The 16,774-nt window shown below is 63.7% G+C and carries 14 protein-coding genes and 2 pseudogenes; 1 reads left to right on the top strand and 15 read right to left on the bottom strand.

What is annotated here, in order from left to right:
• The 3 genes and pseudogenes from Q7T45_RS00085 to Q7T45_RS00095 all read right to left on the bottom strand — a co-directional run.
• Window positions 1-530 (bottom strand): annotated as a pseudogene (locus Q7T45_RS00085) (histone deacetylase family protein); the annotation flags it as partial.
• Window positions 531-607: 77 nt separating this feature from the next.
• Entirely contained in the window at window positions 608-1,873 is a 1,266-nt protein-coding gene (locus Q7T45_RS00090; RefSeq protein WP_304865759.1) for a D-amino acid dehydrogenase, read from the bottom strand.
• Window positions 1,874-1,949: 76 nt separating this feature from the next.
• Window positions 1,950-3,230: an aspartate aminotransferase family protein gene (locus tag Q7T45_RS00095; protein WP_304865794.1), complete on the bottom strand. Its 1,281-nt coding sequence runs from the start codon at window positions 3,228-3,230 to the stop codon at window positions 1,950-1,952.
• A gap of 210 nt (window positions 3,231-3,440) precedes the next feature.
• On the opposite strand from Q7T45_RS00095, the gene Q7T45_RS00100 reads away from it, so the two are divergent.
• Window positions 3,441-3,989 carry a cupin domain-containing protein gene (locus Q7T45_RS00100; RefSeq protein ID WP_304865797.1) on the top strand — a complete coding sequence of 183 codons (549 nt, stop codon included), beginning with the start codon at window positions 3,441-3,443 and terminating at the stop codon, window positions 3,987-3,989.
• A gap of 230 nt (window positions 3,990-4,219) precedes the next feature.
• Here Q7T45_RS00100 and Q7T45_RS00105 read toward each other — a convergent pair whose 3' ends face one another.
• The 12 genes and pseudogenes from Q7T45_RS00105 to Q7T45_RS00160 form a co-directional block, all read right to left on the bottom strand.
• Window positions 4,220-5,620, bottom strand: coding sequence for a TRAP transporter large permease subunit (locus tag Q7T45_RS00105; protein WP_304865763.1), 1,401 nt, complete (start codon window positions 5,618-5,620; stop codon window positions 4,220-4,222).
• Window positions 5,617-6,207 (bottom strand): TRAP transporter small permease subunit, encoded by a 591-nt coding sequence (locus Q7T45_RS00110; RefSeq protein ID WP_304865766.1) that lies wholly within the window; start codon window positions 6,205-6,207, stop codon window positions 5,617-5,619. Before Q7T45_RS00110 ends, Q7T45_RS00105 begins: the two co-directional genes overlap by 4 nt.
• Before the next feature lie 166 nt (window positions 6,208-6,373).
• Complete coding sequence (locus tag Q7T45_RS00115; protein ID WP_304865769.1) at window positions 6,374-7,492, bottom strand: TRAP transporter substrate-binding protein; 1,119 nt, start codon at window positions 7,490-7,492, stop codon at window positions 6,374-6,376.
• Between the two features lie 253 nt (window positions 7,493-7,745).
• The gene (locus Q7T45_RS00120; protein ID WP_304865772.1) at window positions 7,746-8,933 is read right to left on the bottom strand and encodes an ABC transporter permease; all 1,188 of its coding nucleotides are present in this window, start codon (window positions 8,931-8,933) and stop codon (window positions 7,746-7,748) included.
• 2 nt (window positions 8,934-8,935) lie between these two features.
• Window positions 8,936-10,096 (bottom strand): FtsX-like permease family protein, encoded by a 1,161-nt coding sequence (locus tag Q7T45_RS00125; RefSeq protein WP_304865776.1) that lies wholly within the window; start codon window positions 10,094-10,096, stop codon window positions 8,936-8,938.
• Complete coding sequence (locus Q7T45_RS00130) at window positions 10,093-10,773, bottom strand: ABC transporter ATP-binding protein (RefSeq protein ID WP_304865779.1); 681 nt, start codon at window positions 10,771-10,773, stop codon at window positions 10,093-10,095. Before Q7T45_RS00130 ends, Q7T45_RS00125 begins: the two co-directional genes overlap by 4 nt.
• A gap of 38 nt (window positions 10,774-10,811) precedes the next feature.
• Window positions 10,812-11,882, bottom strand: a complete 1,071-nt coding sequence (locus Q7T45_RS00135; protein WP_304865782.1) for an efflux RND transporter periplasmic adaptor subunit — start codon at window positions 11,880-11,882, stop codon at window positions 10,812-10,814.
• A 384-nt stretch (window positions 11,883-12,266) separates the two neighbouring features.
• Window positions 12,267-13,718: an aldehyde dehydrogenase gene (locus Q7T45_RS00140; RefSeq protein WP_304865800.1), complete on the bottom strand. Its 1,452-nt coding sequence runs from the start codon at window positions 13,716-13,718 to the stop codon at window positions 12,267-12,269.
• A gap of 273 nt (window positions 13,719-13,991) precedes the next feature.
• Window positions 13,992-14,468 (bottom strand): annotated as a pseudogene (locus Q7T45_RS00145) (ABC transporter ATP-binding protein); the annotation flags it as partial.
• Window positions 14,461-15,207 (bottom strand): ABC transporter ATP-binding protein, encoded by a 747-nt coding sequence (locus tag Q7T45_RS00150; RefSeq protein ID WP_304865785.1) that lies wholly within the window; start codon window positions 15,205-15,207, stop codon window positions 14,461-14,463. The gene Q7T45_RS00150 and the pseudogene Q7T45_RS00145, both read right to left, overlap by 8 nt.
• Window positions 15,204-16,151: a branched-chain amino acid ABC transporter permease gene (locus Q7T45_RS00155; RefSeq protein WP_304865788.1), complete on the bottom strand. Its 948-nt coding sequence runs from the start codon at window positions 16,149-16,151 to the stop codon at window positions 15,204-15,206. Before Q7T45_RS00155 ends, Q7T45_RS00150 begins: the two co-directional genes overlap by 4 nt.
• Window positions 16,148-16,774: branched-chain amino acid ABC transporter permease (locus Q7T45_RS00160; protein ID WP_304865791.1), on the bottom strand; the 627-nt coding region annotated here is incomplete at its 5' end. The genes Q7T45_RS00155 and Q7T45_RS00160, both read right to left, overlap by 4 nt.

The raw sequence follows: 16,774 nt of genomic DNA on the forward strand, positions 1-16,774 counted from the left end.
GCGGCGACCGCGCTGTTGTTGAGAAAGCAAAAACCGCCGGCGAGGTCGCGATAGGCGTGATGACCGGGAGGACGGCAGAGCGCGTAGGCCGCGTCCTCGCCGTCCAGCACCAGTTGGGCTGCCGTGGTCGCGACATCCGTAGCCGCGCAAGCCGCCGCCCAGGTGCCGGGTCCGATCGGACAACCCGTATCGGCTGTATGCCAGCCGAGACGGCCGACAATATGGGTCGGATACGTCGCGGCATGGCGGACCGGATGCACGTTGGCGATCATCTCGGGGCCTGAATCCCCGAGTGCCGTCCAGGCGTCCCATGCCTCGGCGAGAAAGCCGAGATATTCGGGGCTGTGCACCCTGGCCCGGGGCCCCTGCCCGAACGCGACCAGATCGACCAGATCGTGCTTGCCGGCCTTGAGCCCGGCCAGCAGCCGGTCGGCGCGTTCCGGTTGCTCGGTGGTTCGCTTGACCACGCCGCGAACCAGGAAGAATTGCGGATCGTGGCTTCGATGCAGTTCGGTATAGACGGCCTTCACGCGGATGCTCCGTGGGTCAAAACAGAATCCCAATGCACCAGCGTCGCACTACATGGCTTCCGAGTCAGCCCCCGAGATCAGCCAAACCGATTGTCATATCGTGTGATGGCGAGTTCAGCCGCATCGATCTCGGGCTTGCGGCCCGACAGCAGATCCGCGAGCAGGCGTCCCGAACCACACGCCATGGTCCAGCCGAGCGTACCGTGGCCAGTATTGAGATGAAGGTTGGCAAAGCGTGTCGCGCCGATGACAGGCGGACCGTCGGGTGTCATCGGCCGCAACCCGCTCCAGAATGTGGCTTTGCCCAGATGGCCGCCGCCCGGAAACAGGTCGGTCAGCGACTGATCGAGCGTCGCGCGTCGCGCCGGATGCAGCGTGTCGGAATAGCCCGACACTTCGGCGGTGCCGCCGACGCGGATGCGGTCGCCGAGCCGCGTGATCGCCACCTTGTAGCTTTCATCCATTACCGTCGACACCGGCGCCGCATCGGCATCGGCAATCGGCACGGTGATCGAGTAGCCCTTGATCGGATAGACCGGGATCGAAATGCCGAGCGGCCTGAGCAACCGCGGCGACCAGCTGCCGAGCGCCATCACATAGGCGTCGGCCCGTAACACGCCCGCGCTGGTCGCGACGCCTGATATCCGGGAGCCTTCCGCTATCAATCCCTCTATCGTGGTCCCGAGACGGAACTGGACACCGAGCTTTTCGGCGTGAACGGCGAGCGCCTGGGTGAACATATGGCAGTCACCGGTCTCGTCCTGCGGCAGCCGCAGGCCGCCGACGATCTCAGGCTTGGCGGCGGCAAGCCCGGGCTCCGCACCGATACAGCCATCGCGGTCGAGCAGCTCGAACGGCACGCCATACTGTTTCAGCACGGCGATATCGCTGGCGGTGCCGTCGAGCTGGGCCTGGGTGCGGAACAGCTGAAGCGTGCCCTGGCTGCGCTCGTCATACTTGATCGCGATCTCCGCGCGCAGCGCGCGCAGGCAATCGCGGCTGTATTCGGCGAGCGGAATCATGCGGCTCTTGTTGATCGCATAACGCGCCGATGTGCAGTTGCGCAGCAGTTTGGCGAGCCACCACCACATCGCCGGATCGAGCTTGGGCCAGATCACCAGCGGACCATGCTTCATCAACAGCCACTTGATCGCCTTGACCGGCACGCCGGGACCGGCCCAGGGCGACGCGTAGCCGGGCGACACCTCGCCGGCATTGGCGAAGCTGGTCTCGAGCCCGGGCTCCGCCTGGCGGTCGACCACGGTGACCTCGTGCCCGGCCTTGGCGAGATAATAGGCTGATGTCACGCCGATGACGCCACCGCCCAGAACCAGAACCTTCACGATCGTCTATGCTCCCGCCGCAGCCGCCGTTCCATCGCTACGAAAATGTCCGCTGCGGTCCAGAGCTTTGCAAGCTTCAGGCCACACGCTTGATTGCGTCGCCGAGGATCGCCGCAATGTCGTCGATGTGGCTGCGCTCGACAATCAGCGGCGGCGACATCGCGAGCGAATCGCCGGAGTTGCGAAGCACGAGGCCGCGGTTGAAGCAGTCGACCATGACGTCGTAGCCGCGTGCTCCCACGGCATCCGGCCGCGACGACAGCTCGACACCCGCGACCAGCCCAATGGCGCGGACGTCGATCACGTTCGGCAGCCCGCGCAGCGAATGCATGGCGTCCTGCCAGTACTCTGTCATCTCGGCGCCGCGCGTGAGCAGCCCCTCTTTCTGGTAGATCTCCAGTGTCGCGATGCCGGCCGCGCAGGCGACCGGGTGCGCGGAATAGGTATAGCCGTGGAACAGCTCGATCTGGCTAGCCGGCCCCGTCATCAGCGCATCGTGCACTTTGCGGCTCGCAAACACCGCGCCCATCGGAACGACGCCGTTGGTGATCCCCTTGGCGGAGGTGATGAGATCGGGCGTGACGCCGAAATAGTTGGTGGCAAAGGGCGCGCCAAGCCGGCCGAACCCGGTGATCACCTCATCGAAAATCAACAGGATGCCGTGCTTGTCGCACAGCGCGCGCAGGCGCTGCAGATACCCCTGCGGCGGGATCAGCACGCCGGTCGAACCGGCGACCGGCTCGATGATGACGGCCGCGATGGTTTCAGCGCCGTGCAGCGCGACCAGACGCTCGACGTCGTCGGCGAGCTCCGCGCCGTGCGCGGGCTGGCCCCTGGAGAAGGCATTGCGCTCGAGATCGTGGGTATGGCGCAGATGATCGACGCCCGGAAGATGCGTTGCGAAGGCCCTGCGGTTGTTGACCATGCCGCCGACCGACATGCCGCCGAAACCGACACCATGGTAGCCGCGCTCGCGGCCGATGAAACGGGTACGCGTCGCCTGACCGGCCGCGCGATGATAGGCCAGTGCGATCTTGAGCGCGGTATCGACCGACTCGGAACCGGAATTGGTGAAGAAGATGCGGTCCAGCCCGGCGGGCGCGACCGCCGCCAGTTTTTCCGCGAAATCGAACGCCAGTGGATGCCCGATCTGGAATGACGGGGCGTAATCCAGCGTCGTGAGCTGGCGATGAACCGCATCCGCAATCTCGCGCCGGCCGTGACCGGCGTTGACGCACCACAACCCGGCCGATGCGTCGATCGCCTTGCGGCCATCGACTGTCGTGTAGTGCATGCCTTCGGCAGAGGCGATCAGGCGAGGCTCGGCCTTGAACTGCCGGTTGGCGGTGAACGGCATCCAGAATGCGTCGAGACTTGCGGTGTTTGGGATCTGATGAATGGTCACGGGCGACTCCCTCTGCTTCTGGCCGCATCGGGGCATGTTCATGAAAATGCAGCAAGACCTTTTCTGCTATCTCTCAAGTTATTGATTTTGCTATGGTCTGATGATAATATTCACTTGATCCGCAACACCCGCAACAGCCAACTCACCACCTTTGGGGCGACGATGAGCATTGATCTCGGCGAACGGCTCCGTTTCGTCCGCAGCCGCAACAAACTCTCGCAGCGTGAGCTGGCCAAGCGTTCCGGGGTGACCAACTCGACGATCTCGCTGATCGAATCGAACCAGATGAATCCCTCCGTCGGCGCGCTCAAGCGCATTCTCGATGGCATCCCGATGGGAATGGCGGAATTCTTCGCGCTCGAACCCGACCGGCCGCGCAAGGCGTTTTACCGTTCCGACGAGCTGAGCGAGATCGGCAAAGGCCAGATCTCCTTTCTCCAGGTCGGCGACAATCTGTTCGGCCGCGCGCTCCAGATCCTGAAGGAGCGTTACGAACCGGGTGGCGACACCGGGCGCATCCCGCTGGTTCACGACGGCGAGGAAGGCGGCATCATTCTGAGCGGCCGGCTCGAAGTGACCGTGGATAGCGAACGCCGTATCCTCGGACCCGGCGACGCCTATTATTTCGAAAGCCGCCGGCCGCATCGTTTCCGCTGCGTCGGCGCCAAACCCTGCGAACTGATCAGCGCCTGCACGCCGCCGACGTTCTGACGGGCAATCGGCAACTTTGTCTCAGAACGCGCGCTGATTGCATCGAATCACAATTCTCTCAGCGTCATTGCGAGGAGCTCTTGCGACGACGCAATCCATCTCGCAGCGGCACCGGCCGTGAGATGGATTGCTTCGTCGCATCCGCCTTCGCCCGAAGGCGGGCCTCGGCGGACCCTCCTCGCAATGACGTTGATGGGCCGCAGGGTTGGCCGAGAGATTCCTTCAGTCGGTCAATTCCACCTGACCGCCGCGGTGGTCACCGCCGGAGGCACCACATGCTCGATCTGCACCTTCTTGCGCTCCGCATCCCTGCGGCCCTGCAACCAGCCCGGGAACCACATCGCGATCGCGGGGAAGATCAGCACCAGGATCACGCAGAGAACCTGGATCACCATGAAGTCCGCCATGCCGCGATAGATCAACCTCAGATTCCATTCCCTCACGACCTGTTTGAGATAATAGGCCGACATTGCGACCGGCGGCGACAGGAAGGCTGTCTGCAGAACCACCGCGACGATGCAGCCGAACCACACCATGTCGTAGCCGAGGCCCTTGGCCACCGGCGCCAGCATGGGCATGAAAATAAACACGATGGCCGGCCATTCGAACGGCCAGCCGAGCAGGAATATCAGGGTCAGCAGCAGCGTCATCGTGCCCCAGGCCGGCAGCGGCGATGCCAGCAAGGCATTGGTCATCCAGCTGGCCGTACCGAGCCAGGCGAACACCGCTCCGAACACGTTGGAGGCGACGGCGAGCAGCAGCACCATGCTGGTGGTCGCCATCGTGCTGTAGCAGGCTTGCAGCAAGCCGCTCCATGTGAAGCGACCGTAGAGGATGACCAGAATGATGGCGCCGAGCGCGCCGAGTGCGGCGGCCTCCGCGGCGGTGGTGATTCCGGCGAGAATCGCACCCAGCGTGACGACGGTCAGCACCGTTACCGGAACGAGGCCGACCAGACACTCCCACAGCACGACCTTCATCGATTCCGGCCGCTCCTCCAGCGGCACCGGCGGTCCGAGCTTCGGATTGAAATGACACCGGATCAGGGTGTAGCCGATGAACATCGCCGACAGCAGAAAGCCCGGGCCAAATGCGGCCGCGTAGAGATCGATGATCGAGATGTCGAGCACCGGCGCCATCACCACCAGCATCACCGACGGCGGAATCAGGATACCTAGTGTACCACCCGCCGCGATCGAGCCCGCCGACATCCGCACATCGTAGCCGGCTCGGATCATCATGGGTCCGGCCATGATGCCAAGCAGCGTCACGGTCGCGCCCACGGTTCCGGCCGCGATGCCAAACAGCGTCGCGGTGAGGATGACAACTACGTAGAGAGCGCCCTTCAGCGGCGCAAACAGATCGCGGAACGCCTTGAACAGCCGCTCCATCAGCCCGGCCTGGTCGCAGATGAAGCCCATCAGGATGAACATCGGCACCGCGACCAGTTCGTCCTGTTTCATGATGCCGATGGTCTGCAGGTAGGCGAGGCTGAGCACCCGCGGCCCCATGCCGATGTAGCCGAACACACCGGCGAGAAACAAAAGCGTGAAGCTGATCGGCAGGCCGATGAAAATCGCCCCCAGCATCACCAGCAGCATGAACAGGCCAAGCAGCTCGAGTCCGGTCATATCTCGATCTTTTCCTTGTGCTCGAACTCACGCCCGAACTGAATCTGGTACCAGCACTTCAATACTTCGGAGACGCCCTGGATCATGAGCAGAACGGCCGACAGCGGGATGGTGGCCCGGAACGGCCACATGATCACGCGCCACACGCTTTCCTGCGATCTCTCGCCGGTGTCCCAGGCATGCATTGCAGCGTCGTAGCTGACCACCATGAAGGTGATCATGACCGGGTAGAACAGCAGGATGTAGGAGATCATGTCGATGATCCCCTTGGTGCGCTCCGAAAAGTTCTCCCAGTAGATATCGGTCCGGACGTGCGCGCCCTTGTAGAGCGCATATCCGCAGCCGAGCATGAAGGCCGCGCCGTTGGCCATGAAGCTCGACTCGTAAACCCAGGCGGTCGGGGCATTGAACCCGTAGCGCATCACGACCTCGTAGGTGATCGTCACCACGAGGAACAGCATCGTCAGGGAGATGAGTTTGCCGGTGACGTCCGAGAACCGGTCGATCGCCCGAATGATCGCGTAGAAGGCGTGTGGAAATTCTCTTCCCACGCCGGCAGGATGCGAGGCTCCGCCGTCAGTCGACATGAATGATCCCCCCTCGATCATGATGCGATTATAAGGAATCGCATCATGATCTCATCTCTCGTTTGAGCATGATCTTTTCGGAAAACCGGTTGCCACTTTTCCGGATCATGCTCTGGGAAAGCAACTGGCGCCGATCAGTGACGCCATTTGCGCGCGCGAAAGCGGATCACTTCTTCTGCAGATAGACCTTGTCCTTCCAGTAATACTCGCCGGCGAAATTATAGGGCGGGAACCAGGACAGCTTGAACGGGACGATTTTCTCGGCGTAGGCCTTCTGACTGTCCATCGCCTTCTTGTAGAAGGGGTTCTTGGCGGCGTACTCGGCCTGGATCTTCTCCCACTCGTCGAGGAAGTTCTTCAGGATCTCGTCCGGCGTGCGATGCATCTGGACGCCGGCCTTGATAAGGTCCTGGCAGGCCTGCGCGGTCTCGCGGTTGAAGGCGAAATTGCGCTGCGTCGTGGCATAGACGCTGGCAACCTTGACGATCTCCTGCAGGTCCGGCGTGAGCTTCTTCCAGACGTCGCCGTTGATCATCAACTGGCCCCCGGTGACGGGCTCGTGCATGCCAGGGGTGTAGTAGTGCTTCGCGACCTGGTGCAGACCGAGCTTCTTGTCTTCCTCGCAGTTGATCCATTCGGCGCCTTCGATCACGCCGCGTTCCATCGCCGGCACGATTTCGCCGCCCGGAATGGTCACGACCGACACGCCAAGCCGGCCGTAGGTTTCCGCGCCGATGCCGTAGATGCGATATTTCAGGCCCTTGAGGTCGGCAAGGCTGTTGATCTCCTTCTTGAACCATCCCATGCCCTGCGGGTAATCGGTCGGGATCGGGAAGCCGACGACGTTGAGCTTGAGGACATCGCGATAAAATTCTTCCAGCAGGGCCATGCCGCCGCCGTCATAGTACCAGGCCCAGTAGTCGCTTCCGTCCATGCCGAACAGCGGCCCGTGCGACATCGGAATCGTCGCGGTGTTGCGGCCGAGAATGTAGCCGAACGGCGCCATACCGACGTCGAGGACGTTTTTGGATGTGGCGTCGAACACCTCGAACGGCGGAACGATCGCGCCGGCGGGGAGGGTCTCAATCTTGAGACGGCCGCCCGACATCTTTTCGACGGTCTCGGCCCAGAGCTTGAAGATGAGATGGAAATTAGACGACGCGGGGTGCGTCGATTGCCCCTTCAAAACAAGGGGTTTGGGCGCCTGAGCCTGCACTGGATGGGTAAAGGCGGCGACGAGTCCGAAGGCCGCAGCCACGACAATAGTTGACGTGTACTTGAGCATTTCATTCCCTCCGTTGGTAACAATTCCTCCTTGGTTGATGTTTTTTTGATCTTATGAGCGGAGGTTACGGACGGGATGTTAGCGCTGTCAAGGCGATCTCTGTCCGGCGACGGGGCGGGACCGAAATATATCCGGCCGCAACAGCCCGCTCACCCGGCTTCGCACTTGCGGTAAACCGGCAAGGCACGGAGCATGGCCATGTCCCGGCACAGCCGCTGGTGGATTTTCAAAGGTCTCTACGACCGGCGGTCGATCAAGCGTACAATCCCGCCACGATCGGCATGCGCGCCGCGCGGATGGCGGGAAACAGTCCACCGATCAATCCGACCACCAGCGCCAGTGCGACGCCTTCGGCGATCAGCCATCCCGAGAGCTTGAAGTCGAACACGACTTGCGTGAAATTGCCACCCAGCGTCGAGGCCGTGACGCCATCGAAGATCAGATAGGTCGCCGCAGCGCCGAGCAGCCCGCCGATCGCCGCCAGCGACAGCGATTCCGCCAGCGTTCCGACAAAGGCCGGAAAGCCGCCAAAACCGATGGCGCGCAGCGTCGCGATTTCCGTCGCGCGGGAGGCCACGGACGAATACATGGTGTTGAGTGCGCCGGCGAGCGCGCCGAGGGCCATCGCGATCGCCAGTGGCCAGCCCAGCTTCTGGATCAGGTCTGACGTCTGCGACGCCTGTTCGGCAAAGTAGGCGGCCTCGGATTTGACGTCGAGCTTCAGCCGCGGATCATTGTCGCTGTAGGCCTTGAGTTCGCCCAGCGCCGCCGGGCTGGTGAGACGCGCGCGGACGGTCTGCACGACGTTGTTGCGGTTGAACAGACTCTGCACGACAGGCAGATCCGCCCAGATCTCGGATTCGAACACGCTGCCGCCGGCTTCGAACACGCCGACCACGGTCCAGCGCGTCGCGCCGAACGAGACGGTACTGCCGAGCTCGAAACCCTCGAATTCGCGCAGCAGTGCCTTGCCGACCACGACCTCGTTGCTGCCGCGGCCGAACATCCGGCCGGAGGTGACGGCGACGCCCTTGCGCAGCGTCGCGCCGTGCTCACCGATCCCGCGCAGCGGCAGGTTGGCTTTCGTCTTCGTGGAACGCTTGACGCCGTCGACCACGAGATACAGCTCTGGCGAGATCAGCGGCTTGCCGTCGCTGCCGCGCGCGATGCCGGGCCCGTCCTCGATCAGGCGCACCTGGTCGCGGCTCACCGTGCTGTTGATTTCCGCCTGCGAGCCCGCCCGCAGCACGATGGCGATGTCATCGGCGCCCGATCCAGCAATGGTGCGCTGGAATCCATTGGCCATCGCGAGGAATGCGAGCAGCACGATCACCACCAGCGCGACCGCGATCACCGTCGACAGCGACAACCAGCGTCGCTGCCCGATGCTCCTGAGATTGATCGAGGTGACCGCCATGACCTGCAGCAAAAGCGAACGCATGATTATCCCCGTCCGAGCGCGGTGGCGATTTTGAGCCGCATGGCATTGAGCGCCGGAATGATCCCGGTGATCAGGCCGAGCGCGACCATCAGCGCTATTCCCTGCAGCGCAATGACCGGCGACACGGCGAAGGCCGGCGCGATATTGGACAGGCTTTCGCGCAACGCCAGCGTGATCAGCGCAGCGATCGCCAGGCCCGGCAACCCGCCGAGCAGCGCCAGCAACACCGATTCGCCCAGCACCATCCGCAAAATTCGTCCGCCGGAGAAGCCGAGCGTCTTCAGCACCCCGATCTCCCTTGTGCGTTCCCGGATCGACAGCGCCATGGTATTGCCGACGATCATCAGGATGGTGACGAAGGCGGCGCCGACCACCAGGAACACGATCAGGGCGATGTTGCCGAACTGTGCCGCGAACGCCTTGCCGAAGGCCTTTTCGGTGTCGGTCGAGGTCTCCGCGGTGGAATTGGCGAACATCGCATCGATGGCCTTGGCGACGCGGTCGTTATTCTCGGGCGAATTGGTCTGGAGAATCATCCAGCCGATACTGTCCTTGCCGAACGAGCGGGTCTCGTCGAAATAGGCGTACTGAAACAGCATGAAGTTGGTGTCGACGTGCTCCGCCTTGCCCTTGATGATACCGGCGATGGTGAAGTCCCAGGTATGCCCGCCGCTGCGCTGGGTGAAGATGTTGCTCGAAACCGGCACGCGGTCACCGACCTTCCAGCCCCATTTCTTCGCCAGCGATTCACCGATCACCGCGCTGCCGCGGTCCCGGACGAAGGCCTGAAGCTGCTCGGGGGTGACCTCGAATTCGCTGCGATAGACATCGAAATAGGTCGCCGGCTCGATCGCCAGTGTCATCAGAAAATTCTTCGGATCCTGATAGTATCCGCCGAACCAGTTGGCGTGAGTCACCTGCCGCACCCCGTCCAGTGCGCGCACGCGATTGAAATAGGCAATCGGCATCGGCTGGGTGAAGTTGATCTTGTTGACGGTGATGAGACGATCGGCGGCGGCACGATCCTCGCCGGCCGTGAAGGCGCGGTAAAATCCGGCGAGCACGCCGAAGATCATGAACGCGATCAGGATCGATACGATCATCAATATCGCGCGCAGTTTGCGGCGAAACAGGTTCTTGCGCACCAGGTCGAAGTCGTTCACGCCGCCAGCTCCTGTTCGACGAACTGGCCCTTGTCGAGATGCAGCGTGCGCTGCGCATAGCGCGCCGCCGCCGGATCGTGCGTGACCATCACGATGGTCTTCCCGAGCTCCTTGTTGAGCAGCTGCAGGATCGAGAGAATTTCGTCGGCGGAGTGACGGTCGAGGTCGCCGGTCGGCTCGTCGCAGAGCAGCAGGTTCGGATCGGACACGATCGCGCGCGCGATGGCGACGCGCTGCTGCTGGCCGCCCGACATTTCGCGCGGATGATGTTTTACGCGATCGGCGAGACCGACCACCGACAGCGCGGTGAGAACGCGCTCCGCCCGCTCTTTTTTGCGCAAATTGGTCAGCAGCAGCGGCAGTTCCACATTCTGCGCGGCCGTCAGCATCGGCATCAAATTGTAGAACTGGAAGATGAAACCGATATTGGCCGCGCGCCAGCTCGCCAACTGGCCCTCGGACATGCCGTCGATGCGGCTGTCGGCGATGCGGACCTCGCCTGCATCGGCGCGATCGATTCCGCCGAGCAAATTGAGCAGGGTGGTCTTGCCCGAGCCGGACGGCCCCATCACCGCGACGAAATCGCCGCGCGGGATGACGAGGTCGAGATGATCGAAGATCGTGATCGTTTCCTTGCCCTTGACGAAGCGCTTGTTTACGCCAACGAGCGCAACCATCGGATTTTCTGGCGCCACTTTTCTTCTCCCTGTCGAATTCAGTTGGCGGAAGCGGTCGCATTCGGCGGTAATGCGCCGGCGTTCGCTTCGCGTATGAACGTCACCTTCACCGCCATATCGGGCAGGATGCGCGGGTCCTTCTGCTCGAACCGGATACGAACCTTGACGGTCGCCTTCTCGCGATTGGCCGTCGGCACGATGGCGATCACGGACGCCGGTATCGACCAGTCCGGATAGGCATCGAGCACGGCGTTGACCTTGCCGCCAGCAACGACGCGTCCAATGAACGCCTCATTGACGTCGACTTCGATTTCGATGGAATCCATGTCCACGATGGTGCAGATGCCGGTCCGCGTGAAACCGCCAACCGACATCGGCGAGATCATTTCACCCGGTTGCGCGCTGCGGTCGACCACGACGCCGCTGAAAGGCGCACGAATCTTGTACTTGTCGAGCACCGAGGCGCTGCGCTCGGCGTCGAGCCTCGCGCTGTCACGCTGCGATTGCGCCTGGCGCAGCTGCGCGGTCAACACGCCAACGCGTGCCTGAGCCTTGGTATGATCGGCATCCGTCGCATAATTCTTCTGCGCCAGCGTCCCAACCCGCGAGAGAATCAGGGTAGCGTCCTTCAGGTCGGCGGTAACAGCGCCGATCGCGGCATCGGCCGCTTCGACGCGTGAGCGGGCCAGCGCCAGATCCGATTCGGCGAGCACACTGTCGAGCCGCGCTACCACCTGCCCCTCGGTGACGGTCATGCCCTCCTCGATCAGCACTTCCATCACCTTGCCGGTGATCTCGGCAGCAACCGTCGCCTTGCGGCGGGCGACCACGTAGCCGGACGCGGCCAGCGCTCCGGTGTCCTTCTTCGCCAAGCTTTGCTGCTGCGGCGGCGAGGCCATCTCCGGTGCTTTCGCGGCAACCGGCTCGGCACTGCGCAGGCCATGAAATTCAAGCAAACCAAACAGGGCCACCGCGGCCACTGCAATGACCACGACGCCGGCAACCGCCGCCAGCAGCCAACGCGAACTGCGGCCGCTTGAGGGCGCTGCTTCACTTACGCTTCGGTCGATCGCGAGCGACCTCAGCAATTTGGTCTTTTCTTCCGTCATGGCTTCGATGATCCCGGCAGGTCCGAACGCTGGCCCTGACGGGCGCCACGTGATGGCTCGTCCCGCCCGCTCACGATATCCTTTTCACATTTCGCCGGCGTGTCGCGCCACACTTCCAAGACGCTCATGCTCCCAGTGATCCGACACACGAGGCGGATGAAAATCGAATTCGGCGCTCCGGCGCGGCAATAAAGAAAGACTGCAGGGAATTTCCGGCCTAATAGGGGCGGAAGCCATCTGCTCCTCCGTCCGGCCACGGAACACAGGCCGGCGCCGCCTAGGTCGAAGGACGGATAGATACCATACAGAAATACCTTTCCTCCGCATACTCGTCAATATGCGGAGGCTGGACCAGCAGCACGTGGTCATTCGTCCTGGATTACCTCAGATCGGATAATGCTGCGGGCCGGTCTCGATCGTGATCCATCGCAGCTCGGTGAATTCGGCAATCCCCGCCTTGCCGCCGAAGCGGCCATAGCCGGACGCCTTCACGCCGCCGAACGGCATCTGGGCCTCGTCGTGCACGGTCGGTCCGTTGACGTGGCAAATGCCGGACTCGATTCGCTTTGCCACATCGAGCGCGCGGGCAATGTCGCGGCCGAACACCGAGGCCGACAGGCCGTATTCGGTGTCGTTGGCGACGCGCACCGCCTCTTCGACGCCGTTGACGCGAACGATGGAGACGACAGGGCCGAACGATTCCTCGTTATAGATCCGCATGGTCGAGGTCACATGATCGACCACCGTCGCCGACATCAGCGTGCCATCGACCTTGCCGCCGGCCACGACGCGCGCGCCTTTCCCGATCGCATCCTGGATCAGCCCCTGAATCCGGGTGGCGGCTTCGACACCGATCAGCGACCCCAGCGCGGTATTGCCCTTGCGCGGATCGCCGGCCACCAGCGTTTCAGCCTTGGTGGCCAGCTTGGCGACAAAAGCATCGGCGACCTTGTTGTCGACCACGATGCGTTCGGTCGACATGCAGATCTGTCCCTGGTTCATGAAGGCGCCGAACGCGGCGGCCGCAACGGCGGCATCGAGGTCGGCGTCGTCGAGCACCAGCAGCGGCGCCTTGCCGCCGAGTTCGAGCAGCGCCGGCTTCAGATACTTCGCGGCGGTCTGCGCGATGATGTGCCCGACCCGCGTCGAACCGGTAAAATTGATACGGCGCACGGCGGGATGGGAAATCAGCGCATCGATCAGGACAGGCGCGTCTTCCAGCGCATTGGTGATGACGTTGAGGACGCCCGGCGGCAGGCCAGCCTCGCGCAGGCATTCGGCGATCAGCCGGTGCGTGCCGGGACAGATTTCGGACGCCTTGAGAACCACGGTGTTGCCGCAGGCCAGCGGCAACGCGATCGCGCGCACGCCGAGGATGACAGGCGCATTCCATGGCGCGATGCTGAGCACGACGCCGGCGGGCTGGCGGATCGCCATCGCGATGCATCCGGGCTTGTCGGAGGGAATCACCTCGCCGGAAATCTGCGTCGTCATCGATGCCGCTTCGCGCAGCATGCCGGCGGCGAGATGGACGTTGAACCCGGCCCAGCCGGCGGTGGAGCCGGTTTCCGCGGCCATCAACTCGATGAATTGCGGCGTCTTGCTCGCCAGCACGTCGGCGGCCTTGAGCAGGATCATGCGGCGCTGGCTCGGGCCGGTCGCAGACCATGCCGGAAACGCCGCCGCCGCGGCATCGGCCGCGCGCTTGACGTCGGCAATCTTGGCCGCCGCCGCGCGGGTGGCGACCTCGCCCGTCATCGGGTTGAGGCGTTCGAAGGTGACGCCGTCGATCGCCTCAACGTCCTGGTTTTCAAGCAACAGGTTGATCTTGTTCATTGCGATTTTCCCTCCATGATTTCCCGGCTTCGCGCCGGTTTCGATTCCGCCCAGATAAGCCCGCCGCACCGCGGGGTCGGACTGCAGCGCTTGCGCCGTGCCGCTGCCGACGATCTTGCCGTTCTCGTTCAGATAGCCGCGATCGGCGAGTGCCAGGCTTTCCCGGGCGTTCTGCTCGACCATCAACAGGCCGACGCCGGTTTCGCGCACTTGCCGCAACGCTGAAAACAATTCGCGCACCAGCAGCGGCGACAGGCCGAGCGAGGGTTCGTCCAACAGCAGGATGTCCGGATTCGACATCAACGCGCGGCCGATCGCCACCATCTGCTGTTCGCCGCCGCTCATGGTGCGAACCATCTGGCCCATGCGTTCGTTGAGACGCGGAAACAGCGACAGCACCTTCTTGCGACGCGCGGCCTCGCTGTCGCGCGCCCGTTTCGGATTGGCGCCCAGCAGCAGGTTTTCGGCGACGGTCAATTCGCCGAAGATGCCGCGCCCTTCCGGCACTGACGCCAGGCCCGCCTCGACGATCTCGTGCGCCGGCAGCCGCGAAATATCCCGGCCGGAAAGCGCGACGCGCTTGCCCGGCAGGCTGGGCACGATGCCGGCGATGGCCTTCATCAAGGAGGTCTTGCCCGCGCCGTTGGCGCCGAGGATGACGACGATCTCGCCACGGTCGACGGTCAGCGCCGCATCGCTCAGCGCGCGGTGCTGGCCATAGGCGACGCTGACGGCTGAAACCTCAAGCATCGGTCGATACCCCGAGATAGGCCTCGATGACGGCGGGATCGGCCAGCACCTCGTCGGGGCGGCCCTCGGCGATGCGGCGGCCGCTGTTCATGACCACGCAGCGGTCGCACAGCGAGCGGATCGCGTCCATCACGTGCTCGACCAGCAGGACCGACAGCCCCTCGTCCTTCAACGAGCGGATCAGTTCGATGCCGATCAGCAGCTCCGACGGATTCAATCCCGCGAGCCATTCATCGAGCAACAGCAGCCGCGGCTTCAGCGCCAGCGCACGCGCCAGCTCCAGCCGCTTGCAATCGATGTAGGTTAGCCCCGCGGCCGGGACCCCTGCCCGATCCGCCAGCCCAACCCGCCGCAACAGCCGCTCGACGGATTCGTCGATCTCACTGCGCGACAGCGGCGGACTATGGAAGGCAAGGCCGGCCTTGACGTTCTCGGCGCAGCTCATGCCCTGGAGGACACGGACCAGCTGAAACGTGCGTGCGAGCCCGAGGCGCGCGATGCGATGGGCCGGCATGCCCGCGATAGCCTGCCCGGCAAACCGGATGCTGCCGGAGTCCGGACGCAGCACGCCCGAGATCAGATTGAGCGCCGTGGTCTTGCCGGAGCCGTTGGGACCGAGCAGGCCGACGATCTGGCCGGGCTGCACCGCAAGGTCGACGGCGTTAACCGCGACAAGCCCGCCGAAGGCGCGGGTCAATCCCGAGACCTCGAGCACGGGTGCGGAAGACGCGGCCGTCATGTCTGCACCTGTGGCGCGATCGGCGGTTCGGACTTCCGCCGGCTGACGCGCTCCCACAATCCGACCACGCCCTGGGGCAGCGCATAGACGATCAGCAGGAACACGACGCCGATGATCAGGGTCGAGGTCGAGGGAAAGCGCGCCGACAGAAATTCGAACAAGAGCGTCAACGGGATCGCGCCGACCGCCGGCCCCCACAGCCGATGCGCGCCGCCGAGCAACGCCATGATCACGACCTGAAACGAGATCGTCGGGTTGAACGCGATCGAGGGCTCGATGTAGGTCCAGCGCGGCGCCATGATCGCGCCAACCAGGGTGATGAAGACAGCGCTGATCGCAAACAGCGTCACTTTTGCAAGTGTGACATTGATCCCGCAATGTTTTGCCACGGTCTCGTCCTCGCCGATGATGCGCAGGGCAAAACCGAGGCGCGAGCGGGCGATCAGCCAGCCGATCGCGAACACCGCGACCGCGAGAGCGAGCAGTTGCCAGTAGATGTCGCTCTGGGTGATATCGACGAACACATAGCGGCCGAGCACCCGCGTCTTGTTGACCTCGTACCAGATCACGAGCTGGCGGACGAGTTCGGCGAGACCAAAGGTGAAGATGACAAAATGCAGGCCGCTCAGCCGCAGCGTGGAAATTCCCACCACCATCGCCATCAGCGCGCCGATCGCGGTGGCGATCAGCAGCACCAGCGGCCATGCCAGCACTTCACCGAGCACCGCCACGGTATAGGCGCCGACGCCGAAGAACGCCGTGGTCGCCAGCGACACGTAACGTGTCGGCCCGGAGAACAATCCCCACGCGGTGGCAAGCACCGTGAATTGCAGCAGGCTGATTGCGAGCGAGAGGTAATAGGCATCGGCGTAGAACGGCAGCAGCGCCAGCACCACAAGGCCCGCGCCACCTGCGGCCAGCGCTGCGATTTGCGTCGGGCTCATCGCTGCGCCCTTCCGAACAGGCCGGCCGGCTTGACCAGCAACACGCCGAGAAACAGCGCAAAATTCACCGCCAGCGTCAGGCCGGGATCGACGAAGGTCGCCACCAGGGATTCGCTGAGGCCAAGTGCCAGGCCCGCGACGAGGCAGCCGAGCAGATTGCCGACGCCGCCCATCACCACCACCATCAGCGCCTTCATGGTGAAGATGACGCCCGACGACGCGCTGAAGGTGAGGAACATGCTGACCAGCACGCCGGCCGCCGCCACCATCCCGCCGCCAAGCGCAAAAGCGAACGCCGATACCGAGGTGACGTCGATCGCCACCAGCCGCGCGGCCGAGGGATCGACCGCCACCGCGCGGATCGCGGTGCCGAACCGGGTGCGGGTCAGCGCCAGATACAGCGCAAGGCCGAACAGTACCGCGAGACCGAATGCGATCAGCCGGTTCAGCGCCAGGGTCTCCCCCAACACCGTGACGGGAATGGAGAGGAACGAATAGCTGAAATAGGCGCCGCCGAACATCGTCAGCATGATGCCCTGGACGATGAACATCATGCCGAAGGTGGCCAGCAGGCTGTCCACCTCGAGTGCGTCGCGCGTCGGCGCGCGGCGCACCAGCGGCGT

Origin of the sequence: Bradyrhizobium sp. (assembly GCF_030646015.1) — a bacterium.
GTDB lineage: Bacteria > Pseudomonadota > Alphaproteobacteria > Rhizobiales > Xanthobacteraceae > Bradyrhizobium.

Excerpts from the sequence above, each read along its gene's own strand:
- Q7T45_RS00140 (WP_304865800.1), bottom strand. The coding sequence starts at position 13,718 with ATGAACAAGATCAACCTGTTGCTTGAAAACCAGGACGTTGAGGCGATC.
- Q7T45_RS00150 (WP_304865785.1), bottom strand. The coding sequence starts at position 15,207 with ATGACGGCCGCGTCTTCCGCACCCGTGCTCGAGGTCTCGGGATTGACC.
- Q7T45_RS00110 (WP_304865766.1), bottom strand. The coding sequence starts at position 6,207 with ATGTCGACTGACGGCGGAGCCTCGCATCCTGCCGGCGTGGGAAGAGAA.
- Q7T45_RS00100 (WP_304865797.1), top strand. The coding sequence starts at position 3,441 with ATGAGCATTGATCTCGGCGAACGGCTCCGTTTCGTCCGCAGCCGCAAC.
- Q7T45_RS00095 (WP_304865794.1), bottom strand. The coding sequence starts at position 3,230 with ATGCCGTTCACCGCCAACCGGCAGTTCAAGGCCGAGCCTCGCCTGATC.
- Q7T45_RS00135 (WP_304865782.1), bottom strand. The coding sequence starts at position 11,882 with ATGACGGAAGAAAAGACCAAATTGCTGAGGTCGCTCGCGATCGACCGA.
- Q7T45_RS00120 (WP_304865772.1), bottom strand. The coding sequence starts at position 8,933 with ATGCGTTCGCTTTTGCTGCAGGTCATGGCGGTCACCTCGATCAATCTC.
- Q7T45_RS00155 (WP_304865788.1), bottom strand. The coding sequence starts at position 16,151 with ATGAGCCCGACGCAAATCGCAGCGCTGGCCGCAGGTGGCGCGGGCCTT.
- Q7T45_RS00115 (WP_304865769.1), bottom strand. The coding sequence starts at position 7,492 with ATGCTCAAGTACACGTCAACTATTGTCGTGGCTGCGGCCTTCGGACTC.
- Q7T45_RS00130 (WP_304865779.1), bottom strand. The coding sequence starts at position 10,773 with ATGGTTGCGCTCGTTGGCGTAAACAAGCGCTTCGTCAAGGGCAAGGAA.
- Q7T45_RS00105 (WP_304865763.1), bottom strand. The coding sequence starts at position 5,620 with ATGACCGGACTCGAGCTGCTTGGCCTGTTCATGCTGCTGGTGATGCTG.